The organism is Eubacterium sp. AF36-5BH (genome assembly GCF_003460505.1).
In the GTDB taxonomy this organism is placed as follows: domain Bacteria; phylum Bacillota; class Clostridia; order Lachnospirales; family Lachnospiraceae; genus Eubacterium_G.
Genome location: NZ_QTVG01000003.1, coordinates 178,643 through 199,783, shown reverse-complemented (window position 1 = coordinate 199,783; position 21,141 = coordinate 178,643). Strand labels below are relative to the sequence as shown.

Below are 21,141 nucleotides of genomic sequence, written 5' to 3'. Positions count from 1 at the left end.
TCGTTTAAAACACTCTATTTTTATACGCCCCTAGGGGAGAAATTAAATAAAAAGATATATTCTATAGTATTATATTTTGCTAATCAAATTTTTTATATTCTTTTACAAGTTTAATGACTGTTCCTGAAAGGAGGAATAGCGCTATTAAGTTTGGAATTGACATAAGCCCGTTGAATGTATCAGCAATGCCCCAAATTAAGCCTAAATCCATTGTGGCTCCAACTATTGCAACTAAAGCATAAACAACCATAAATGGTTTGATTACCTTTGGTGAAAATAAAAATTCGATACATCTTGCTCCGTATAAGCCCCAACCAAGTATAGTTGAAAAAGCAAAACAACACATGGCAATTGCAGAAAAAATTGAAATCCAGTTACCATAAGTAGAAGTAAATCCAAGTATTGTAAGTTCAGCTCCGGCGTTTGCACCGTAATTAATTGTTACACCACTACAAAGTATAACAAGAGCTGTTAATGTACAAATTACAATAGTATCTGTAAATACTTCAAATATTCCAAAAAATCCCTGTTTAACAGGCTTTTGTGTATCGGCACATGCATGTGCGATTGAACCGGTACCAAGACCTGCTTCGTTAGAAAAAATTCCTCTGGAAACACCACGCTTCATACAAATAAATATGCTACCTACAACACCACCTGTAACTGAACGAGGGTTAAAGGCACCTTCAAATATCGAAGCAAATACAGTTGGCAGGTTTCCGATATTTAATATAACTACGCCAATTGCAAGTGCAATATAAAATAAAGCCATAAAAGGAACTAATTTTTCTGTAACTTTTCCGATTCGTTTAACTCCGCCCAAAAGTACAAGTGCAACTAAAACTGCAATAACAATTCCTAATATTAAATTAATCTGAGGTATTGTTTTTGAAGTGCATACATTATAGTTAAGTAATGCAGAATCAATGGCAGTAGTAATTGTATTAACCTGTGTGGCGTTACCTGTACCAAAAACAGTCAGCACTCCGAAAAGAGAAAATAGAACAGCTAAAAACTGCCATTTCTTTCCAAGACCGTTTTTTATGTAGTACATAGGACCACCAACTAAGTCCCCTTCCTGATTACGTTCTCTAAAATGTACAGCTAGAGTAACTTCAGCAAATTTGGTGCACATACCAAGTAATGCTGAAATCCACATCCAAAATACAGCTCCGGGACCACCTATGGCAATTGCCCCGGCAACGCCGGCAATATTTCCTGTACCAACAGTTGCGGCAAGAGCGGTACATACAGCCTGAAAAGGAGTAATTGAACCGTCACTGGCATCTCTTTTCTTGAAAATACGACCAATAGTTGTTTTCATGGCGTATTTAAATTTTCGTATCTGAATAAATCCGGTACGAATACTCAAATAAAGTCCAACGCCGATAATACAAACCATTGCAGGTACACCCCAAATGAAATTGTTTACTGCACTGTTAATTTCTTCAATAAGTTTTAACATAATAATAATTAACCTCACTATCTTTCGTGAATTCGCTTAAATTGCGCATACTTTGATATTGTACCATATTAAAGTGCTGGTATCAATTTAATATATATAAAGAAAGAGTTTAAAAAATATTAGAAAATTACTAGACAATTTCTTTATTATATAGTAAACTAGCAAAGTATGTTTAATGAACCTACACTAAGTAACCGGATTCTCCGACCATTACTTAAGTGCATGGGGATATATCAAAAATATTTAAGGAGGAAATTATAATGATTTCAAAGGAAGTAAAAGCTCAGCTTACAGCAGAATACGGTAAGACACCTACAGACACAGGTTCACCAGCAGTTCAGGTTGCAATCTTAACTTACAGAATTAAGGATTTAACAGAACATTTAAAGGTAAACCAGAAGGATCATCATTCAAGAAGAGGTCTTCTTAAGATGGTAGGTAAGAGACGTGGTTTACTTGATTACATCAAGGAAAACGATGTAAACGAATACAGAGCTTTAATTGAAAAATTAGGAATTCGTAAATAATTTACTAATTATGAAGTAGAAGCAAGAGAGGATATGTTCCTCCCTTGCTTTTTTTTTATATATCAATTATAATTAAAAGGCTTATGGTTGTTTACCAAAGCTTGGCAGAAGAACCAAGCCGAAGCCACTGTAAAGGACAGTAATTTTTACCGTTTTTTACAGTAGTTTCGGATTCTTCTGCAAATGAAAAATAAATATAAGGAGAAGTTACTATATAAATAAGTAACGAAAGAAGATTATGTACAAGAGTTTTAGTATGGAACTTGGTGGCAGAACTCTTACAGTAGATGTAGGAAGAGTTGCTGCTCAGGCAAATGGTGCGGCTTTTATGCACTATGGTGACACAACAGTATTGTCAACAGCTACAGCATCTGACAAACCTAGAGATGGTGTGGATTTCTTCCCATTATCAGTAGAGTTTGAAGAAAAGATGTATTCAGTAGGAAAAATCCCTGGTGGATTTAATAAAAGAGAAGGAAAGGCTTCAGAGAACTCAGTTCTTACAGCACGTGTTATTGACCGTCCTATGAGACCTTTATTCCCAAAGGATTACAGAAACGATGTTTCTCTTAACAACTTAGTAATGTCAGTTGATCCTGAATGCAGACCTGAATTAGTTGCAATGTTAGGTTCAGCTATTTCAACATGTATTTCAGATATTCCATTTGACGGACCATGTGCAATGACACAGATTGGTTTAGTTGATGGTGAATTTATTGTAAACCCAAGTCAGGCAGATTGGGATAACGGTGATTTACAGCTTACAGTTGCTTCAACAAGACAGAAAGTTATTATGATTGAAGCAGGCGCTAACATTATTCCGGAAGCTAAGATGATTGAAGCTATTTACATGGCTCATGACATTAACCAGACAATTATCGAATTTATTGATAAGATTGTTGCAGAAGTAGGTAAGGAAAAACACACATACGAAAGTTGTGCTATACCTGAAGAATTGTTTGCAGCAATTAAGGAAATTGTACCTCCTGAAGATATGGAAGTTGCAGTTTTCACAGATGACAAGCAGACAAGAGAAGAAAACATTCGTCAGATTACAGAAAAGTTAGAAGAAGCTTTTGCTGAAAATGAAGAGTGGCTTGCTGTATTAGGGGAAGCTATTTATCAGTATCAGAAGAAAACAGTTCGTAAGATGATTTTAAAAGATCACAAGCGACCTGATGGAAGAGCATTAAATCAGATTAGACCTCTTGCAGCAGAAACAGACATTGTGCCAAGAGTACATGGTTCAGCTATGTTTACAAGAGGACAAACTCAGATTTGTAACGTATGTACATTAGCTCCGTTATCAGAAGCACAGAGAATTGACGGATTAGATGAAAATGTAAAAACTAAGAGATACATGCATCATTATAATTTCCCTTCATACTCAGTTGGTGAAACAAAACCATCAAGAGGACCTGGACGTAGAGAAATTGGACATGGTGCTTTAGCAGAAAAGGCTCTTATGCCTGTACTTCCAAGTGAAGAGGAATTTCCATATGCTATCAGAACTGTTTCAGAAACATTTGAGTCAAACGGTTCTACATCAATGGCTTCAACATGTTCATCATGTATGTCATTAATGGCAGCAGGTGTTCCAATTAAGGCTATGGTAGCAGGTATTTCATGTGGTCTTGTTACAGGTGATACAGATGATGATTATGTATTACTTACAGATATTCAGGGACTTGAAGATTTCTTCGGTGATATGGACTTTAAGGTAACAGGTACAACAGAAGGTATTACAGCTATTCAGATGGATATTAAGATCCATGGTCTTACAAGAGAAATCGTTGAAGGTGCTATTGCAAGAACAAGAGAAGCAAGATTATTCATTATGGATAATTGTATGAAACCAGCAATTGCTGAACCACGTAAGGAAGTTAATGCTTATGCTCCAAAGATTGAAACAATTCAGATTAACCCTGATAAGATTGGAGATGTAGTAGGTAAGAGTGGTAAAGTTATTAATGCCATTATTGAAGAAACAGGCGTTAAGATTGACATTACAGATGAAGGAATGGTTTCAGTTTGTGGTGTTGACAGAGACATGATTAATAAAGCATTAAAATACATTGAAACAATTGTAAGTGATTTTGAAGAAGGAATGATTCTTGAAGGAACAGTTGTAAGCATTAAAGAATTTGGTGCTTTCGTTGAATTTGCTCCAGGAAAAGAAGGTATGGTTCACATTTCAAAGATTGCAAAAGAAAGAGTTGAACATGTAGAAGATTACTTAACACTTGGTGACAAGGTAAAAGTTAAATGCCTTGGAAAAGACAAGATGGGAAGAATGAGTTTCTCAATCAAAGATGCTAAATAATATATTTTAGAGATAGAAAACCGGCTTCTAAGCTATAGGCTTAAAAGCTGGTTTTTCTATTTTAAAAAATGTACAAAAACACTATGATTTGTAGGAATTATGATTTATAATATTTAAGTTACTAGAAATAAAAGTATTTAAATAAAGGATTCAATATGACAGAAGAGAAGAAAATTAAAATTGGAAAAATATTTAACAAGATAACAACAGTATTGTTTGTACTGTTTTTTATATCAGTTTTTGTAATACCTATTATGAATAAGACATTTTTTTTAGTGTCCACAATTGTAATAGCAGTATTATTTTGTATAAGCTGTATTATCAGTCATATTTGTTTAAAAGACTACAAACCACAATAAGAGAAAAGGAGTACGTTTATTATGGAGAATAACAAAGGAACAATTTGTGTGCAGGGGGGGTGGCAACCTAAAAAGGGAGAACCAAGAGTTTTACCTATTTATCAGAGTACAACATTTAAGTATGATACATCAGACCAGATGGGAAGATTATTCGATTTAGAGGATAGTGGATATTTTTACACAAGACTTCAGAATCCAACAAATGATGCAGTGGCACAGAAAATTTGTGATTTAGAAGGTGGTGCTGCAGCGATGCTTACATCCTCAGGACAGGCAGCAAATTTCTATGCAGTGTTTAATATATGCGAGGCAGGAGACCATTTAATATGTTCATCTAATGTTTATGGCGGAACATTTAATTTGTTTGGTGTTACAATGAAGAAGATGGGTATTGATGTAACTTTTGTGGATCCTGAAATTACACCTGAAGACTTAGATAAGGAATTTAAACCTAATACAAAGTGCGTGTTCGGGGAGTCGATTTCCAATCCGTCTTTAGTAGTTTTAGATTTTGAAAAGTTCAGTAAGGCAGCTCACAATCATGGAGTTCCACTTATTGTTGATAACACATTCCCTACACCAATTAACTGTAGACCTTTTGAGTACGGAGCAGATATTGTTACTCATTCAACAACAAAATATATGGATGGTCATGCAATGGCGGTAGGTGGAGCGATTGTTGACAGTGGAAATTTTGACTGGCAGGCACATGGGGATAAATTTCCGGGAATGACACAGCCGGATGATTCTTACCATGGAATAGTTTATTCAGAAAAATTCGGAAAAGCCGGTTATATAACAAAAGCAACAGCTCAGGTTATGAGAGATTTAGGTTCAATACCTTCACCACATAATTCGTTTTTATTAAATGTAGGACTTGAAACTTTACATTTAAGAATGCCTAAACATTGCGAGAATGCATATAAAGTTGCAAAATGGCTTAGTGAGAATGACAAGGTTGCCTGGGTAAATTATCCGGGACTTGAAGGTGATAAATATTATGAGAGAGCTAAGAAATACATGCCAAATGGAACTTGTGGTGTTTTAACATTTGGTATAAAAGGTGGTCGTGAAGCATCTATTAAATTTATGGATAGCTTAAAGTTTATTGCAATTGTAACTCATGTGGCAGATGCAAGATCATGTGTACTTCATCCTGCAAGTCATACTCACAGACAGATGACAGATGAACAGTTAATTGAAGCAGGAGTACAGCCTGATTTGATTAGATTCTCAGTAGGAATTGAAGACGCAGAAGATATTATTGCAGACTTAGAACAGGCACTTAATCAGTAATATAATTAGAAAATATTGCAGAATAGATTAAAATAATGAATTAAATGAAAGAATAATATGCATAATTTAATGTAAAAACAAGCGAGGAGTAAAATGAAATTTAGACCATGCATTGACATTCATAATGGAAAAGTAAAACAGTTAGTAGGCGGTAGTCTTAAAGATAAAGGAAATCAGGCAGAAGAAAACTTTGTGTCTGAAAAAAACGCTGAAGATTTTGCACAATTATATAAGAAGGACAATTTAACAGGTGGCCATATTATTATTTTAAATGCAGGTGGTTCAGAGTTTTTTAAGGAATCTAAGAAACAGGCAATGTTTGCCCTTAAAGCTTACCCTAATGGAATGCAGATAGGGGGAGGAGTTACGGCAATTAATGCAGATGATTATATAAAAGCAGGTGCCACTCACGTAATTGTAACATCCTTTGTTTTTAAGGACGGAAAGGTTAATTATGGAAATCTCAAAAGCCTTGTAAAAGCTGTTGGAAAAGAACACATTGTTTTAGATCTTAGTTGCAGAAAAAAAGATGGACAATATTATATAGTTACTGACAGATGGCAGAAATTCACTGATGAAAAAGTGAATTTGGAAACTTTGAAAAAATTGTCAGAGTATTGTGATGAGTTTCTAATTCATGGCGTAGATGTAGAAGGAAAATCAGGTGGTATGGAAGAAGAGTTGGTGAGATTGCTGGCTGACTTTACAGAAATCCCAATAACATACGCAGGCGGAATTGGAACAATGGAACAAATCCAAAAGTTCAGAGAAATTTCTAACGGCAGAATGGATTTTACAATAGGCAGTGCAATTGATTTGTTTGGTGGCCCTATGCCTTATGAACAAATTAAGAATATCCGTTAATACGATTATAATAAATAATTAAAAGCATTATTAAGTAAGGTTAATAACAGCATTTGTTGTTAACCTTATATTTTTTTGAAAAAGTTGCACAATAATATAAGAAAAATATTGGAGGTGCAACAAATGGATGAAATAAAAGAATATGGACAGACCGATTTAGAAAATAATAACAGGGATAAAAAAATACATCTGTTATGTATTATAGGTGAAATTGAAGGCCATGAAAATGTGTCACAAAATACAAAGGCAACTAAATATGAACATGTTATACCGAAACTTGCCTGTATTGAAGATGACAAAGAAATAGACGGCTTGCTTGTTGTGTTAAACACAGTAGGCGGAGATGTGGAATGTGGACTTGCCATAGCAGAAATGATAGCAAGTTTAAGTAAACCTACAGTTTCTTTAGTTTTGGGTGGTAGTCATTCAATAGGCGTGCCTTTGGCTGTGGCGTCAGATTATTCTTATATAGTAGAAACAGGTACTATGGTCATTCATCCGGTTAGAATGAACGGCATGTTTATTGGCGTTCCACAGACTTATGAATATTTTAAGAAAATACAACAGCGTATTAATCATTTTGTAATTACTCACAGCAAAATAAAAGAAGAACGGTTTATGGAATTAATGACAGAAACTGAAGTTTTAACAAAAGATGTAGGAAGTATTCTTGTGGGAAAACAGGCTGTAGACGAAGGAATAATAAATGAAATCGGCGGTCTTAAAGATGCTATAGGCAAACTTTACCAACTTATAAGTGAAAAAGATAAAAATGTTTAGAAAAATAAGAAAATATGAAAGGCAATAAATAGGCATCTTGAATAAAAGTATGATTAATAGTAAAATATAAAGGATTATGTGTAAGTATAATTAGTTTTAGTATATAAAGAAGAGGTGCAAAGTGGCCAATACAAAAAGTAAAAGTGGAGGCAAAAAATCAAATACAAAGAAAAAGACTACTTCTACAACAAAAAGTAGAAGCAATGCCAAAAGCACATCAAGAGCTGGTAAGGCATCGGAAACAAGAAAGAGAAATGCACAAAAAGCAATAACTCACAAAAAAGTTGTAAAAGAAGTTGATTTGTGGATTGCGGTTGCGGTTGCGTTAGTTCTCTTCCTTAGCAATTATGGTGTATGCGGAATTATAGGCGAGAGACTTAGTTCTGTTATGCTTGGAACTTTTGGATGGATGGGATATATTTTCCCCATCGTATTAGTTATATTTGTAGGTATCATCGTTTTTAACGAAATGAATTCAGGAATCGTAAGTAAGTTAATAACAGGTGCTATTGCATATATTGATTTTTGCTTATTATTTCATCTGATAAGTTACGGAGGCAGTAATCAGTCTAATATATCTATTTATCGTGAATCTGCTAATAATAATTTTAGCGGCGGAATTCTAGGTGGCATATTAGGTAAGGTTCTACATTCTTTATTAGGACTTACAGGTGCATATATTGTGTCTTTAGCAATTTTAATTATTTCAATTGTTATTTTAACGGAAAAACCTTTTATGGCAGCCATAAGAAACAGAGGTATGGATGTATATGAAAATGCTGCCAAAGATGCAGAGGTTAGACGTGAAATTGCTGCCACAAAGAAACAGCGAAAAAAAGAAGAAAAAGACAGACAGCGTGAGATAGAAAGACAGTATAGAAAACAAAGAGCAATAGGTGTAGATTTTGGAAATACAAGATTAGGTGATGAACCAATTGCTGATAGCAATATGGTAAGTAATCAGGCGGCAGCAGAAGCTGTTAATGAAAATGATTCTGCAACCTTTGGAGAAAGTCTGACTAATATTGATATTAATAATCAGGATGATTTAGTTCCAAAGGATAGAGTAGAAGCTGTAAAAGAACCATATAGAAGAACTTCTAAAAAGAAAAGTGTAGCAAAAAATCCTAGTATTAAGAGTTCTTTACCTGATGGTTACGGTGATGGCTTTAGTGAACTGGCAGATAATTATAATAGTCAGGAAGTACATGAAATACATATAGAAGGAATTGATGATGTATTAGATGATGTTCCTGTTCAGGATGACACAGTTTACACTTACGAGGAAGAAGCAAAGAATACTCCTAAGAAGGCAGAAAACAGAGTTGTGGAAAATGATCCTCATGCAACAGACGGAGAATTTACACCAAAAGAAAGAATTATTGTAAGTGAGGAAGCCAAAAAAGCAATGAGTAGAAAACCTTTTGGTATGAATTCCACAGGAGGAGCGGCTGATACTGCTAACACAGCTAATGATAATGTAATAGCAAGCAGTGGCGCAGGTGAAAACGAAGTTGTGAACAGCGTAGATTCTTTAGAAACAGAAACGGTGGCAGATGAAAATAAGAAAATCCCTTCAGAAGGAAAAATTATTTCACCTGTTAAGAAGAAATTGAAATACAAAAAGCCAAGTTACAATCTTTTAAAAGACAGTGAGAATGGCTCAAGCAAAGTAACAAGAGCATCCTTAATGGAAACAGCTAACAAACTGAAACAGGTTTTGGCTAATTTTGGAGTAAGAGTGGAAGTTACAAATGTTAGTAAGGGACCTTCTGTTACAAGATATGAGTTACAGCCTGAAATGGGTACAAAAGTCAGCAAGATTACAGGCTTAGCTGACGATATTAAATTAAATATGGCAGCAGCAGACATAAGAATTGAAGCGCCAATTCCGGGAAAGGCTGCTGTAGGTATTGAGATTCCAAATGAAGGACGTGATTCGGTATGTTTAAAAGAACTTTTGATGTCAAAAGAGTTACAGAATCATAAGTCAAAACTTGCTTTCCCGGCAGGAAAAGACATTGCAGGAAAAGTAGTCGTGGCAGATATTGCAAAAATGCCACATATGCTGATTGCCGGAACAACAGGTTCGGGAAAATCAGTATTTACCAATTCAATATTAATGAGTATATTGTATAGAACAACTCCTGAGGAGGTAAGACTTATTGTGATAGATCCAAAGGTTGTTGAATTTCAGGTTTATAACAAGATACCTCATTTATTATATGATGTTGTTACAGATCCTAAAAAGGCGGCAGGTATTTTAAATTGGGCTGTTGCCGAAATGACAACAAGATACAATAAGTTTGCAAAAGCCGGAGCAAGAGATATTGGAAGTTACAACAAAAAAGTTGAAGCGGGCGATGTGGTAGATGACTTAGGCGAAAAGGCAGACAAGCTCCCACAGATTTTGATTGTTATTGACGAGTTGGCAGACCTTATGATGGTTGCGGCAAAAGAAGTGGAAGAAGCTATATGTAGATTGGCACAGCTTGCAAGAGCAGCAGGTATTCATATGGTTATTGCTACACAGAGACCTTCTGTTGATGTAATCACAGGTCTTATTAAGGCAAATATTCCATCGAGAGTTGCCCTTACAGTTGCATCGGGTACAGACTCAAGAACAATTATTGACATGAATGGAGCTGAAAAACTTTTGGGAAATGGTGATATGTTATTTTATCCCGCAGGTTATATTAAACCTGTCAGATTACAGGGCGCTTATGTTTCCGACCAGGAAATTTTTGATACAGTAGAATTTATTAAAAATAACAGTGGCGAGGCAGAATATGATGAATCAATTGATGCTAAATTAACCACAGATCAGGAAGCAATGAGCAATGGTAACAGTGACAGAGATCCTTTATTTGCAGATGCCGGTAGGTTATGTATTGAAAAGAAAAAAGGTTCTACAAGTATGTTGCAGAGACAATTTCGTGTTGGCTTTAACAGGGCAGCACGTATTATGGAACAGTTATGTGATGCAGGCGTAGTTGGTCAGGAAGAAACTAACAAACCTAGAAAAGTCATAATGTCCATGGAAGAATTTGAAAATATTTTATAAGGAGAAGGAAGGCATATGAAAACAGACATTGAAATTGCACAGGAAGCAGAAATGCTACCAATTAAAGAGGTAGCTCAGAGGGTAGGATTACAGGAAGATGATTTAGAATTATATGGTAAATATAAGGCAAAAATTTCAAATGAATACTATGAAAGTATCAAAGATAACGAAGATGGAAAATTAATCCTCGTTACAGCTATTAACCCTACACCGGCAGGAGAAGGAAAGACAACAGTAACAGTAGGACTTGGAGAAGCTTTTGGTAGATTAAATAAAAAAGCTGTTATCGCATTAAGAGAGCCTTCACTTGGACCATGTTTTGGTATCAAGGGTGGTGCAGCAGGCGGAGGGTATGCACAGGTTGTACCAATGGAAGATTTAAACCTTCACTTTACAGGAGATTTTCATGCTATTACATCAGCAAATAACCTTTTAGCAGCAATGCTTGACAACTCAATTCAGCAGGGCAATGAATTAAACATTGATCCTAATCAGGTTGTTTGGAAAAGATGTGTGGATATTAACGACAGAGTATTAAGAAATATTGTTGTAGGTCTTGGACGTAAGGTTGATGGAACTGTAAGAGAAGACCATTTTGTTATTACAGTAGCATCAGAAATTATGGCAATTTTATGCTTAGCAACAGATTATGCAGACTTAAAGGAAAGACTTGGAAAAATCATTGTTGCTTATACATATGACGGAGAACCTGTTACAGCAAAAGATGTTAAGGCTGTAGGTTCAATGGCAGTATTATTAAAGGATGCCATGAAACCAAACCTTATTCAGACTTTGGAACATACACCTGCATTAGTACATGGTGGTCCATTTGCAAACATTGCTCATGGATGTAACTCAGTTAAGGCAACAAAAACAGCTTTAAAGATGGCAGATTATGTTATTACAGAAGCAGGTTTTGGTGCTGACCTTGGAGCAGAAAAGTTCTTAGACATCAAATGTAGAAAAGCAGGTTTAAAACCTGATTGTGTAGTTTTAGTAGCAACAGTTAGAGCACTTAAATATAACGGTGGTGTTGCAAAAGAAGACTTGTCAGAAGAAAATCTCGATGCTTTAGCAAAAGGTATTGTAAACCTTGAAAAGCATATTGAAAACTTACAGAAATTCGGTGTGCCTGTAGTAGTAACATTAAACCAGTTTATTACAGATACAGAAGCAGAATATGAATACATTAAGAACTTCTGTGAAGAAAGAGGATGTGAATTCGCATTAGCAGAAGTTTGGGCAAAAGGTGGAGAAGGCGGAATCGCATTAGCAGAAAAGGTTATAGAAACAATAGAAACAAAACCTTCAAACTATGCACCTTTATATCCTGATGATATGCCAATTAAAGAAAAAATTGAAACAATTGCAAAAGAAATTTACGGTGCAGATGGAGTTACATACTCACCTGAAGCAGAAAAAGCAATTGCAAACGTAAACAAACTTGGATACAGCGATTATCCTGTATGTATGGCCAAAACTCAGTTCTCATTATCAGATGACAGAAGTAAGTTAGGAAGACCTACAGGATTCAAGATTAACATAAGAGACGTATATATTTCAGCAGGTGCAGGCTTTGTAGTTGTACTTACAGGCAACGTAATGACAATGCCTGGCTTATCAAAGAAACCGGCAGCATACGAAATCAACTTAACAGACGACGGAAAAATTCAAGGATTATTCTAGAATTACTCCAGAGTTGCTCAAGTATACCGCATTGTCTGTGGAACAAATAAGAAAATGTATGTTTTGAAAATTTTGAGAATAAACAACATTATAAGAAAGTGCTTGGAAGCCGTCGGTTCATAAAGGTGACGAAAGCAGCTTTACAGAACCGCTACGAGCTGGAAGCAGTGGAAGCGTGCTTTCGTTAATTTGTTTATTCTCAAAATAGTAAAACAGAACTAAAAAGGAGAAGAAATGGCAAAGATTATAGATGGAAAAGCTATTTCAGCAGAAATAAAAGAAGAACTAAAAGAAAAAGTAGCTGAATACAAAAAGCAGGGAGTTGAAATTACGTTAGCTGTAGTTAAAGTTGGAAATGACCCTGCATCAGCAGTTTATGTAAGGAATAAGGAAAAGGCATGTGAATATGTAGGCATTACATCAAGAACATTAGCACTTCCTGAAGAAACAACAGAAGAAGAACTTTTAAAAGTAGTTAATGACTTAAATGAAGACAAGGCAGTAAATGGTATTTTAGTACAGTTGCCACTTCCAAAGCACATTGACGAAAGCAAAGTTTTACTTGCAATTGACAGTAACAAGGATGTTGATGGATTCCATCCTGTAAATGTTGGTAAAATGGTTATTGGTGAAGAAACATTTCTTCCATGTACACCGGCAGGTATCATTGAAATGCTAAAAAGAACAGATGTTGAAATTTCAGGCAAGGAATGTGTTGTTATTGGCAGAAGTAACATTGTTGGTAAACCAATGTCAATGTTAATGTTAAAAGAAAATGCTACAGTTACAATTGCTCATTCTAGAACAAAAGACTTAAAGGAAGTAACAAAGAGAGCAGATATTTTAATAGCCGCAATTGGAAAAGCTAAGTTTGTTACAGCTGATTATGTAAAAGAAGGTGCTGTAATAATTGACGTTGGTATGGACAGAGATGAGAATGGCAAGTTATGTGGAGATGTGGATTTTGATTCGGTTTCACAGGTTGCAAGTGCAATTACTCCTGTTCCGGGAGGCGTTGGCCCTATGACAGTTACAATGTTATTAGTGAACTGCTTAAGAAGTGTAGAATTAAACAAATAAAGGCTAATTCACTTATTAGCCATAAAAAAGATGTTTATAATGAAAGGATGGTTGTATGTTTGCAAATATAATAGTTGATATTTCACATGAAAAATTAGACCGTCCTTTCGGATACATCATACCTAAAGAACTTGAAGATAAAATATCCGTAGGAACAGCCGTAATGATTCCTTTTGGAAGAGGAAACAGACTTATTTCAGGATATGTTATTGAAATAACAGATACCCCCGGCTTTGATGTAAGTAAAATGAAACCAATTCATTCTGTTGTAGAAAATGCTACATCAGTTGAGGGAGAGTTGATTAAACTTGCCTGGTGGATAAAGGAAAACTACGGTTCAACTATGAATCAGGCACTAAAAACAGTAATACCTGTAAAACAAACAGTACGAGGTATTGAGAAGAAAACCATTGTTCTTAATTTATCTAAGGAACAGTTAGAAGAAAAAATTCAGACATATACGAAGAAAAACGCAAAAGCAAGAGTCAGACTTTTAAATGAATTAAGTAACACAGACAGATTATCAAAGAATCTGGTTGTGGATAAATTAAATATATCAGCAGGCACATTAAAAGCAATGGAACAGCTTGGAGATATTATAATAGAAACTGACACAGGCTATAGAAATCCTGTTAAAAAAATTGAGCAAAAAGCATATGATATTATTTTAAATGAACAGCAAAGACAGGTTTCAGAAAACATAAAAAAAACTATGGATTTCAGAAAGGACAGTAAGCCCAATATTCATTTAATCCATGGAATTACAGGAAGTGGAAAAACAGAAGTATATATAGATTTAATTGACTATACAATCAGTAAAGGAAAAGCGGTAATAGTTTTAATACCGGAGATTGCATTAACATACCAAACTGTAATGAGATTTACAAGAAGGTTTGGTGACAGAGTTTCAATTATTAATTCAAGATTGTCAAAAGGTGAGAGATACGATCAGTTTGAAAGAGCAAAAAACGGTGATGTTGACATAATGATAGGTCCAAGATCAGCGTTGTTTACACCTTTTAAGAATTTAGGTTTAATAATAATTGACGAGGAACATGAAAGTGCCTATAAAAGTGAATCAGTGCCTAAGTATCATGCAACGGAAGTGGCAATAAAAAGAGCAAAAGACGTGGGAGCAACGTTAGTATTAGGATCAGCCACACCTTCTGTAGAATCTTACTATAGGGCAAAAAATGGCGCGTATAAGCTACATGTATTAAACAAAAGAGAGAAAGGTAATTTACCGGAAGTACATGTAGTTGATTTAAGAGAAGAATTAAAGAATGAAAATAAATCTATTTTTAGTATTGAATTACAGAATTTGATAAAAGACAGATTAGAAAAAAAGCAACAGACAATGTTGTTTATAAATAGAAGGGGCTATGCAGGATTTGTGTCCTGTAGAGATTGTGGTGAAGCAATAAAGTGTCCCCATTGTGACGTAACGTTAAAACTTCATAGAAACAGAAAGTTAGTTTGCCATTATTGTGGTCATACAGAAAATATGCCTACACTTTGTCCAAAATGTGGTTCTAAATATTTGGGCGGTTTTGGAATAGGAACCCAGCAAATTGAAACTGCCGTAAAGAAAATGTTTCCTCACGCAAAAGTTTTGCGAATGGATGCAGACACAACTTCAAAAAAAGGTGGGCATGACGAAATTTTATCAGCCTTTGCTAACAGAGAAGCTGATATTTTAGTTGGCACACAAATGATTGTAAAAGGTCATGACTTTCCGGGAGTTACCTTAGTAGGTGTAATTGCAGCTGACATGTCATTGTATTCATCAGACTATTGTGCAAATGAAAGAACATTTCAACTTATTTGCCAGGCAGCAGGTAGAGCCGGTAGAGGTGAATTGCCGGGCATTGCCATTGTCCAGACCTATTCACCTGACAATTACAGCATCGAAACAGCAGGCAGACAAAATTATGAAGAATTCTATGAAGAAGAAATTGCTTACAGAAAACTTATGAAGTATCCGCCGGTATCGAACATGGTTTCCATTTTACTTCAGGGAAGAGAACAGAAGCAATTAATAGAAGTTACTAATTATTTAGTGGAAATAATAAAGAATTACAAAGATAAATATTTTAAGGAACTGTTTGTTATTGGACCGGCAGATCCACCTGTAGGAAAAATAAATGACATATACCGAAAAATAATTTACTTAAAAAGTGACAGCAGACAGGGAATTATCCAATTAAAAAATTATTTAGAAGATGTTATAAACAGTTCACAGAAATTCAAAAAAATTAATATACAATTTGATTTTAAAGCGTAGTAAAGGAGATAAAAATGGCTATAAGAAATATTAGAGAATTAGGGGAAGAATGTTTAAGAAAGGTATGTAAACCTGTAAAAGATGTTAATCTTAGAACAAAGATTTTAATAGGCGACATGTTTGATACAATGTATGAAGCAAATGGCGTTGGACTTGCAGCACCACAGGTTGGAATTCTTAAAAGAATTTTTGTAATTGACTGTGGTGATGAAGAAGGAAACAGTGTGCCATATGTATTCATTAATCCGGAAATTTTAGATAGAGACGGAAGTCAGACAGACTATGAAGGCTGTCTTAGTGTACCTGGAAAATCAGGTAAGGTAACAAGAGCCAACTGGGTAAAAGTCAGAGCTTACAATGAAAAAATGGAAGAATTTGAAATGGAAGCTGAAGGCTTACTTGCAAGATGTATTCTTCATGAAAATGACCATTTAGATGGTGTAATCTATGTAGATAAAGTAGAAGGTCGTTTATACAATAACGAAGAGTTACAAGATGAAGAATAAGTAATTGCAGAGACAGTTACTTATAACTACAGAGAGAAAAACAGATAATAGTAAGGTACAGTATATAATTGTGCTTATTAATGGAGGAGTATATGAGAGTAGTATTTATGGGAACACCGGATTTTTCAGTTCCGGCTTTAGAAAAAATTGCAGACAAACATGAGGTTGTGGCAGTTGTAACACAGCAGGACAGACCAAAGGGACGTGGACATAAAATGCAGTTTACTCCTATAAAAGAAAAGGCGGTAGAACTAAATATACCTGTTTATCAGCCTGAAAAAGTCAAGAATCCTGAATTTGTTCAAGTATTAAAAGAATTAAAGCCTGATGTGATTGTAGTAATTGCATTTGGACAGATTCTCTCAAAAGAAATTTTGGATTTACCAAAATACGGTTGCATAAATGTTCATGCATCATTGCTTCCTGAATATAGAGGAGCAGCGCCAATTCAATGGGCTGTAATTGATGGCAAAAAGGAAAGTGGTGTTACAACAATGTACATGGCAGAAGGCCTTGATACAGGTGACATAATAGACAAGAAGATTGTGGAATTAGATAAAAAAGAAACAGGTGGCAGTCTTTTTGATAAATTAGCAATTACAGGTGGTAGTCTTATTTTAGAAACATTAGAAAAGTTGGAAAATAATACTGCAGTAACTATTCCACAGGATGATGATAAGTCAACTTATGCAGGTAAAATCACAAAAGAATTAGGTCATATAGATTTTACAAAGTCAGCAGAAGAAATCGAGCGATTAATCAGAGGACTTAATCCATGGCCAAGTGCATTTACATATCTTGATGAAAAGGTATTAAAAATATGGGATGCAGATGTTATAGATGAAGAAGTAGTAGAAGAGCCGGGAACAATTATTAGTACAAATAAAACATTAAAAGTTGCCACAGCAGATGGCTATTTGGACATTAAGGAATTACAGTTACAGGGGAAGAAAAGAATGGACGTTGTATCCTTTTTAAATGGATATAAAATAAATTCTACAAAATTAGGTTAAACTATATGAAGTTTTAAATAGGAGGTAGTTGTATGCTTTACGGTTTTTATTTTGATCCAACATATATTTTGATTATTATTGGCATGGTTTTATGTCTAGCAGCATCGGCTCATGTTAATTCAACATTTAATAAATATTCAAGAGTGAGAAGCAATTCGGGAATGACAGGTGCTCAGGCAGCACAGAGAATTTTGGAATCACAGGGGATATATGATGTGTCAATCAGACATATTTCAGGTAATCTTACAGATAACTATAACCCATCAACAAAGGTATTAAGTTTGTCAGATGCAACTTACGGAAGCACAAGTGTAGCGGCAATTGGTGTGGCGGCTCATGAGTGTGGTCATGCAATGCAGCACAACAAAGGCTATGCACCAATATCCGTTAGAGATGCGCTAGTACCATTTGCTAACTGGGGTTCAAGATTATCATGGGTTTTAATTATTATAGGTATTATCTTTTATGGACAGGGAACAGGTCAGACAATGATTAATATTGGTATATTTGCTTTTTCTTTAGCCGTTTTATTTCAAATTGTCACATTGCCTGTAGAGTTTAATGCGTCAAACAGAGCCATTAGAGTTTTGGAATCCACAGGTATTTTTGGAACATCAGAATTAAAATGTACCAAAAAGGTACTAGGGGCAGCAGCTTTAACATACGTTGCGGCAGCAGCATCATCGATTTTACAGTTATTAAGATTAATCCTATTGTTTGGAGGACGAGATGACGACTAATGGTAATCCACAGGTCAATTTAAGAAATATTGTTTTAACTATGCTTTGTAAAGTAGAGGACGGAGCAAAAAGTCATATTGTTTTAAAAGAAACATTAGACAGTTACGATTATTTAGATAAACAGAAAAGAGCATTTGTAACTGTTTTGTTTAAAGGCACAATTGAAAGACAAATAGAGCTTGATTATATTATTAATCAATTTTCAAAAACAAAAGTTTCAAAAATGAAGCAGGTAATTAGAAATATAATCAGACTTTCTGTATATCAGCTTAAATACATGAACAATGTACCTGACTCGGCAGCCTGTAATGAGGCAGTGAAGCTTGTTAATAAAAGAAAAATGTCAGGGCTAAAAGGTTTTGTTAATGGTGTTTTAAGAAACATATCAAGAAGTCTTGATAAAATAGAATATCCAAAAGATAAAAAAGAATATTTGTCTGTGTGGTATTCAATTCCTATGTGGATAATAGAAATGTGGTCCGAGCAGTATGGAATTGAGAGAACAGAACAGATTTTAAATAGTTTGTATGAAACAAATGAGTACACAACCATACGAGTAGATTCTAATAAGATGTCACCAAAGCAGGTTATTGCTGAGTTTGAAAAGGAAAACATTTCCGTAAAACAATCAGAACTTTATGGAAATGCTTTGTATATTAAAGGTTACGATTCTCTTGAAAAGTTAAAGTTGTTTGAAGAGGGCATAATAACTGTACAGGACGAAAGTTCCATGTTAGTAGGTCTTGCAAGTGGAGTTAAAGAAAATGATTATGTTATGGATGTTTGTGCGGCTCCAGGCGGGAAGAGTATTCACATAAGCCAGCTTATGAATGGAACAGGAACAGTTCAGGCAAGAGACTTAACAGAGAATAAAGAAAGATTAATTAAAGAAAATATTTCCCGAATGAAAATTAAAAATATAGAAACAAAGGTTTGGGATGGAACAAAAGAGGACAAAGAGGCTATTGGAAAAGCAGATGTTGTTATTGCAGATGTTCCATGCTCAGGACTTGGAATTATTGGAAATAAAAGTGACATAAAGCACAATGTTTCTAAGGAACAGATTTTTCAGTTAGTGGAAATTCAAAGAAAGATATTAGAGCAGGCATGTAAGTATGTTAAAATAGGTGGTAGATTAGTCTACAGTACATGTACTGTAAACAAATACGAAAATAATGAAAATGTAGAATGGATAGAGAAAAATTTACCATTGAGAAGAACTGATTTCGGAGAGCTTTTTCCAAAGAAGTTAAATAATGGGAATGGCATGATTCAAATATTCCCAGGAGATTACAACATGGACGGATTTTTCATATCAGTATTTGAAAAAATAAAGGATTAATATGGACGAAAAGAAGGATATAAAATCTTTTAATTTGAAAGAATTAAAAGAAGAAATGGAAAAAATCGGTGAAAAGTCTTTTAGGGCGAAACAGATTTATCAGTGGTTACATAAAGAAAAAGTTACTGATTTTGAAGAAATGACAAACATATCAAAGGCCTTAAGACAAAAATTAAATGACCAGTACGAAATTAGAAATGTAAAAAAGCATGAAGTTCTAATTTCGAAAATTGATGGTACAAGAAAATATCTTTTTGAAATAAAAGGCGGCTCCATAATAGAGAGTGTTCTTATGAGATATCATCATGGTAATTCAGTATGCATATCAACACAGTCAGGTTGCAGAATGGGCTGTAGATTTTGTGCTTCAACTTTAAATGGTTTAGAGCGCAATTTGACAACTTCTGAATTGTTAGGACAGATATATGAAATTGAGAAAGACATTAATGAAAAAGTTTCCAATGTAGTTCTTATGGGAAGCGGGGAACCTATGGACAACTTTGATAATGTAGTTAAATTCATTCAGATGATTTCAGATGAAAATGGAGCTAACATCAGTCAGAGAAACATAACACTTTCAACATGTGGAATTGTACCGAAGATTAATGAGTTGGCAGACATGCATTTTCAAATAACTTTAGCATTATCACTTCATGCATCAAACAACGAAACAAGAAAAAGCTTAATGCCTATTGCATATAAGTATTCTATTGATGAAGTAATAAATGCCTGCAAAAATTATTTTGCCAAAACAGGCAGAAGAATTACCTTTGAATATAGTCTTGTGGCCGGACAGAATGATACTGTGGAAGAAGCCGATGCTTTATGCAGATTAGTAAAAGGAATGAATTGCCATATTAATCTTATACCTGTAAATCCTATAAAAGAACGCGATTATGTTCAATCCAGTAAAAAAGCAGTAGAGCAGTTTAAAAACAGGGTTGAAAAAAATAAGATAAATGTTACTATAAGAAGGGAAATGGGCAGAGATATTAACGGTGCCTGTGGACAGCTTAGAAACGAGGCAATGAAAGGAAGAAAGGAGGAAAGCAATGTCTAGAGAAATAATAAATGCTTTTGGAAAAACAGACGTTGGATTAATGAGAACAATTAATCAGGACAGTATTTTCACATCTATTGAACCAATAGGTAAGCTCCCTAATCTTTTTATTGTTGCTGACGGTATGGGAGGACATAAGGCAGGTGACGTTGCATCCAGGGCTGCAATTGAGAAGTTCGTAAAGTATGCATGTACAACTCACATGTCAGATCCTGCAAATATTTTAGATTCAGGAATTATATCAATTAATAAAGAAATATATGACATGGCAATTTCAAACAAGGATTATAGTGGTATGGGAACTACTTTTGTAGCGTGCTCAATAGTGGATAATCATGTATATATTGCTAATGTTGGGGATAGCAGATTATATTTAATCGGTAGAGATATCAGACAGATTACAAGAGATCATTCTCTTGTTGAAGACATGGTAAGAATGGGAATGATTGACAAGGAGGAAGCAAAAACTCATTACAAAAAGAATGTAATAACAAAAGCTATAGGGGTGGCAGAAGACAGAACTGCAACACCTGATATTTTTGAAATAGAAATATCAGACGGTGAGAAGCTTTTGTTATGCTCAGATGGTCTTACAAATATGGTTGAGGACTATGAAATTAAAAAGATAGTAACCAAAAACGAAAGAATCGAGGATGCAGTAAGAGCATTGATTGATCAGGCAAATGAGAATGGTGGAAAGGATAATATATCAGCAATTCTAATACAACCTGTATTGGGCAAGGAGTAAAACT

General features: G+C 34.7%; 16 protein-coding genes. 15 read left to right on the top strand and 1 reads right to left on the bottom strand.

Annotation, left to right across the window (positions count from 1 at the left end; genetic code table 11):
- Positions 1-79: 79 nt before the first annotated feature.
- Positions 80-1,465 (bottom strand): sodium:alanine symporter family protein, encoded by a 1,386-nt coding sequence (locus DW006_RS03825; RefSeq protein ID WP_117999124.1) that lies wholly within the window; start codon positions 1,463-1,465, stop codon positions 80-82.
- 260 nt (positions 1,466-1,725) lie between these two features.
- On the opposite strand from DW006_RS03825, the gene rpsO reads away from it, so the two are divergent.
- The 15 genes from rpsO (at position 1,726) to DW006_RS03745 (ending at position 21,137) form a co-directional block, all read left to right on the top strand.
- Positions 1,726-1,992 (top strand): 30S ribosomal protein S15, encoded by a 267-nt coding sequence (gene rpsO / locus DW006_RS03820; protein ID WP_022165795.1) that lies wholly within the window; start codon positions 1,726-1,728, stop codon positions 1,990-1,992.
- A 238-nt stretch (positions 1,993-2,230) separates the two neighbouring features.
- Positions 2,231-4,315 (top strand): polyribonucleotide nucleotidyltransferase, encoded by a 2,085-nt coding sequence (locus DW006_RS03815; protein ID WP_117999123.1) that lies wholly within the window; start codon positions 2,231-2,233, stop codon positions 4,313-4,315.
- A 380-nt stretch (positions 4,316-4,695) separates the two neighbouring features.
- Positions 4,696-5,970 carry an O-acetylhomoserine aminocarboxypropyltransferase/cysteine synthase family protein gene (locus DW006_RS03805; RefSeq protein ID WP_117999122.1) on the top strand — a complete coding sequence of 425 codons (1,275 nt, stop codon included), beginning with the start codon at positions 4,696-4,698 and terminating at the stop codon, positions 5,968-5,970.
- Positions 5,971-6,063: 93 nt separating this feature from the next.
- A complete protein-coding gene (gene hisA, locus DW006_RS03800; protein ID WP_117999121.1) occupies positions 6,064-6,834 on the top strand; it encodes a phosphoribosylformimino-5-aminoimidazole carboxamide ribotide isomerase in 771 nt (256 codons plus the stop codon).
- A gap of 123 nt (positions 6,835-6,957) precedes the next feature.
- On the top strand, positions 6,958-7,614 hold the full coding sequence (locus DW006_RS03795; protein WP_022165800.1) for an ATP-dependent Clp protease proteolytic subunit: 657 nt from the start codon (positions 6,958-6,960) through the stop codon (positions 7,612-7,614).
- A 121-nt stretch (positions 7,615-7,735) separates the two neighbouring features.
- Positions 7,736-10,678 carry a DNA translocase FtsK gene (locus DW006_RS03790; protein WP_158561061.1) on the top strand — a complete coding sequence of 981 codons (2,943 nt, stop codon included), beginning with the start codon at positions 7,736-7,738 and terminating at the stop codon, positions 10,676-10,678.
- Between the two features lie 15 nt (positions 10,679-10,693).
- Positions 10,694-12,364 (top strand): formate--tetrahydrofolate ligase, encoded by a 1,671-nt coding sequence (locus tag DW006_RS03785; RefSeq protein WP_117999120.1) that lies wholly within the window; start codon positions 10,694-10,696, stop codon positions 12,362-12,364.
- Between the two features lie 234 nt (positions 12,365-12,598).
- On the top strand, positions 12,599-13,444 hold the full coding sequence (gene folD, locus DW006_RS03780) for a bifunctional methylenetetrahydrofolate dehydrogenase/methenyltetrahydrofolate cyclohydrolase FolD (RefSeq protein WP_117999119.1): 846 nt from the start codon (positions 12,599-12,601) through the stop codon (positions 13,442-13,444).
- Between the two features lie 55 nt (positions 13,445-13,499).
- Positions 13,500-15,728 (top strand): primosomal protein N', encoded by a 2,229-nt coding sequence (gene priA / locus DW006_RS03775; protein WP_117999118.1) that lies wholly within the window; start codon positions 13,500-13,502, stop codon positions 15,726-15,728.
- Positions 15,729-15,742: 14 nt separating this feature from the next.
- Positions 15,743-16,234, top strand: a complete 492-nt coding sequence (def, locus tag DW006_RS03770) for a peptide deformylase (protein WP_117999117.1) — start codon at positions 15,743-15,745, stop codon at positions 16,232-16,234.
- A gap of 92 nt (positions 16,235-16,326) precedes the next feature.
- The gene (fmt, locus tag DW006_RS03765; protein WP_117999116.1) at positions 16,327-17,247 is read left to right on the top strand and encodes a methionyl-tRNA formyltransferase; all 921 of its coding nucleotides are present in this window, start codon (positions 16,327-16,329) and stop codon (positions 17,245-17,247) included.
- A 32-nt stretch (positions 17,248-17,279) separates the two neighbouring features.
- Entirely contained in the window at positions 17,280-17,987 is a 708-nt protein-coding gene (locus DW006_RS03760) for a zinc metallopeptidase (protein ID WP_117999115.1), read from the top strand.
- The gene (rsmB, locus tag DW006_RS03755) at positions 17,977-19,329 is read left to right on the top strand and encodes a 16S rRNA (cytosine(967)-C(5))-methyltransferase RsmB (protein WP_117999114.1); all 1,353 of its coding nucleotides are present in this window, start codon (positions 17,977-17,979) and stop codon (positions 19,327-19,329) included. The genes DW006_RS03760 and rsmB overlap by 11 nt, the downstream gene beginning before the upstream one ends.
- A 1-nt stretch (position 19,330) precedes the next feature.
- Entirely contained in the window at positions 19,331-20,389 is a 1,059-nt protein-coding gene (rlmN, locus tag DW006_RS03750; RefSeq protein WP_117999113.1) for a 23S rRNA (adenine(2503)-C(2))-methyltransferase RlmN, read from the top strand.
- A complete protein-coding gene (locus DW006_RS03745) occupies positions 20,382-21,137 on the top strand; it encodes a Stp1/IreP family PP2C-type Ser/Thr phosphatase (protein WP_199521877.1) in 756 nt (251 codons plus the stop codon). The genes rlmN and DW006_RS03745 overlap by 8 nt, the downstream gene beginning before the upstream one ends.
- The last annotated feature ends 4 nt before the right edge of the window (positions 21,138-21,141 follow it).

What these genes read in the sequence shown, in the direction of transcription:
- DW006_RS03825 (WP_117999124.1), bottom strand. Translation starts at nt 1,465, where the DNA reads ATGTTAAAACTTATTGAAGAAATTAACAGTGCAGTAAACAATTTCATT.
- rpsO (WP_022165795.1), top strand. Translation starts at nt 1,726, where the DNA reads ATGATTTCAAAGGAAGTAAAAGCTCAGCTTACAGCAGAATACGGTAAG.
- DW006_RS03815 (WP_117999123.1), top strand. Translation starts at nt 2,231, where the DNA reads ATGTACAAGAGTTTTAGTATGGAACTTGGTGGCAGAACTCTTACAGTA.
- DW006_RS03805 (WP_117999122.1), top strand. Translation starts at nt 4,696, where the DNA reads ATGGAGAATAACAAAGGAACAATTTGTGTGCAGGGGGGGTGGCAACCT.
- hisA (WP_117999121.1), top strand. Translation starts at nt 6,064, where the DNA reads ATGAAATTTAGACCATGCATTGACATTCATAATGGAAAAGTAAAACAG.
- DW006_RS03795 (WP_022165800.1), top strand. Translation starts at nt 6,958, where the DNA reads ATGGATGAAATAAAAGAATATGGACAGACCGATTTAGAAAATAATAAC.
- DW006_RS03785 (WP_117999120.1), top strand. Translation starts at nt 10,694, where the DNA reads ATGAAAACAGACATTGAAATTGCACAGGAAGCAGAAATGCTACCAATT.
- folD (WP_117999119.1), top strand. Translation starts at nt 12,599, where the DNA reads ATGGCAAAGATTATAGATGGAAAAGCTATTTCAGCAGAAATAAAAGAA.
- priA (WP_117999118.1), top strand. Translation starts at nt 13,500, where the DNA reads ATGTTTGCAAATATAATAGTTGATATTTCACATGAAAAATTAGACCGT.
- def (WP_117999117.1), top strand. Translation starts at nt 15,743, where the DNA reads ATGGCTATAAGAAATATTAGAGAATTAGGGGAAGAATGTTTAAGAAAG.
- fmt (WP_117999116.1), top strand. Translation starts at nt 16,327, where the DNA reads ATGAGAGTAGTATTTATGGGAACACCGGATTTTTCAGTTCCGGCTTTA.
- DW006_RS03760 (WP_117999115.1), top strand. Translation starts at nt 17,280, where the DNA reads ATGCTTTACGGTTTTTATTTTGATCCAACATATATTTTGATTATTATT.
- rsmB (WP_117999114.1), top strand. Translation starts at nt 17,977, where the DNA reads ATGACGACTAATGGTAATCCACAGGTCAATTTAAGAAATATTGTTTTA.
- rlmN (WP_117999113.1), top strand. Translation starts at nt 19,331, where the DNA reads ATGGACGAAAAGAAGGATATAAAATCTTTTAATTTGAAAGAATTAAAA.
- DW006_RS03745 (WP_199521877.1), top strand. Translation starts at nt 20,382, where the DNA reads ATGTCTAGAGAAATAATAAATGCTTTTGGAAAAACAGACGTTGGATTA.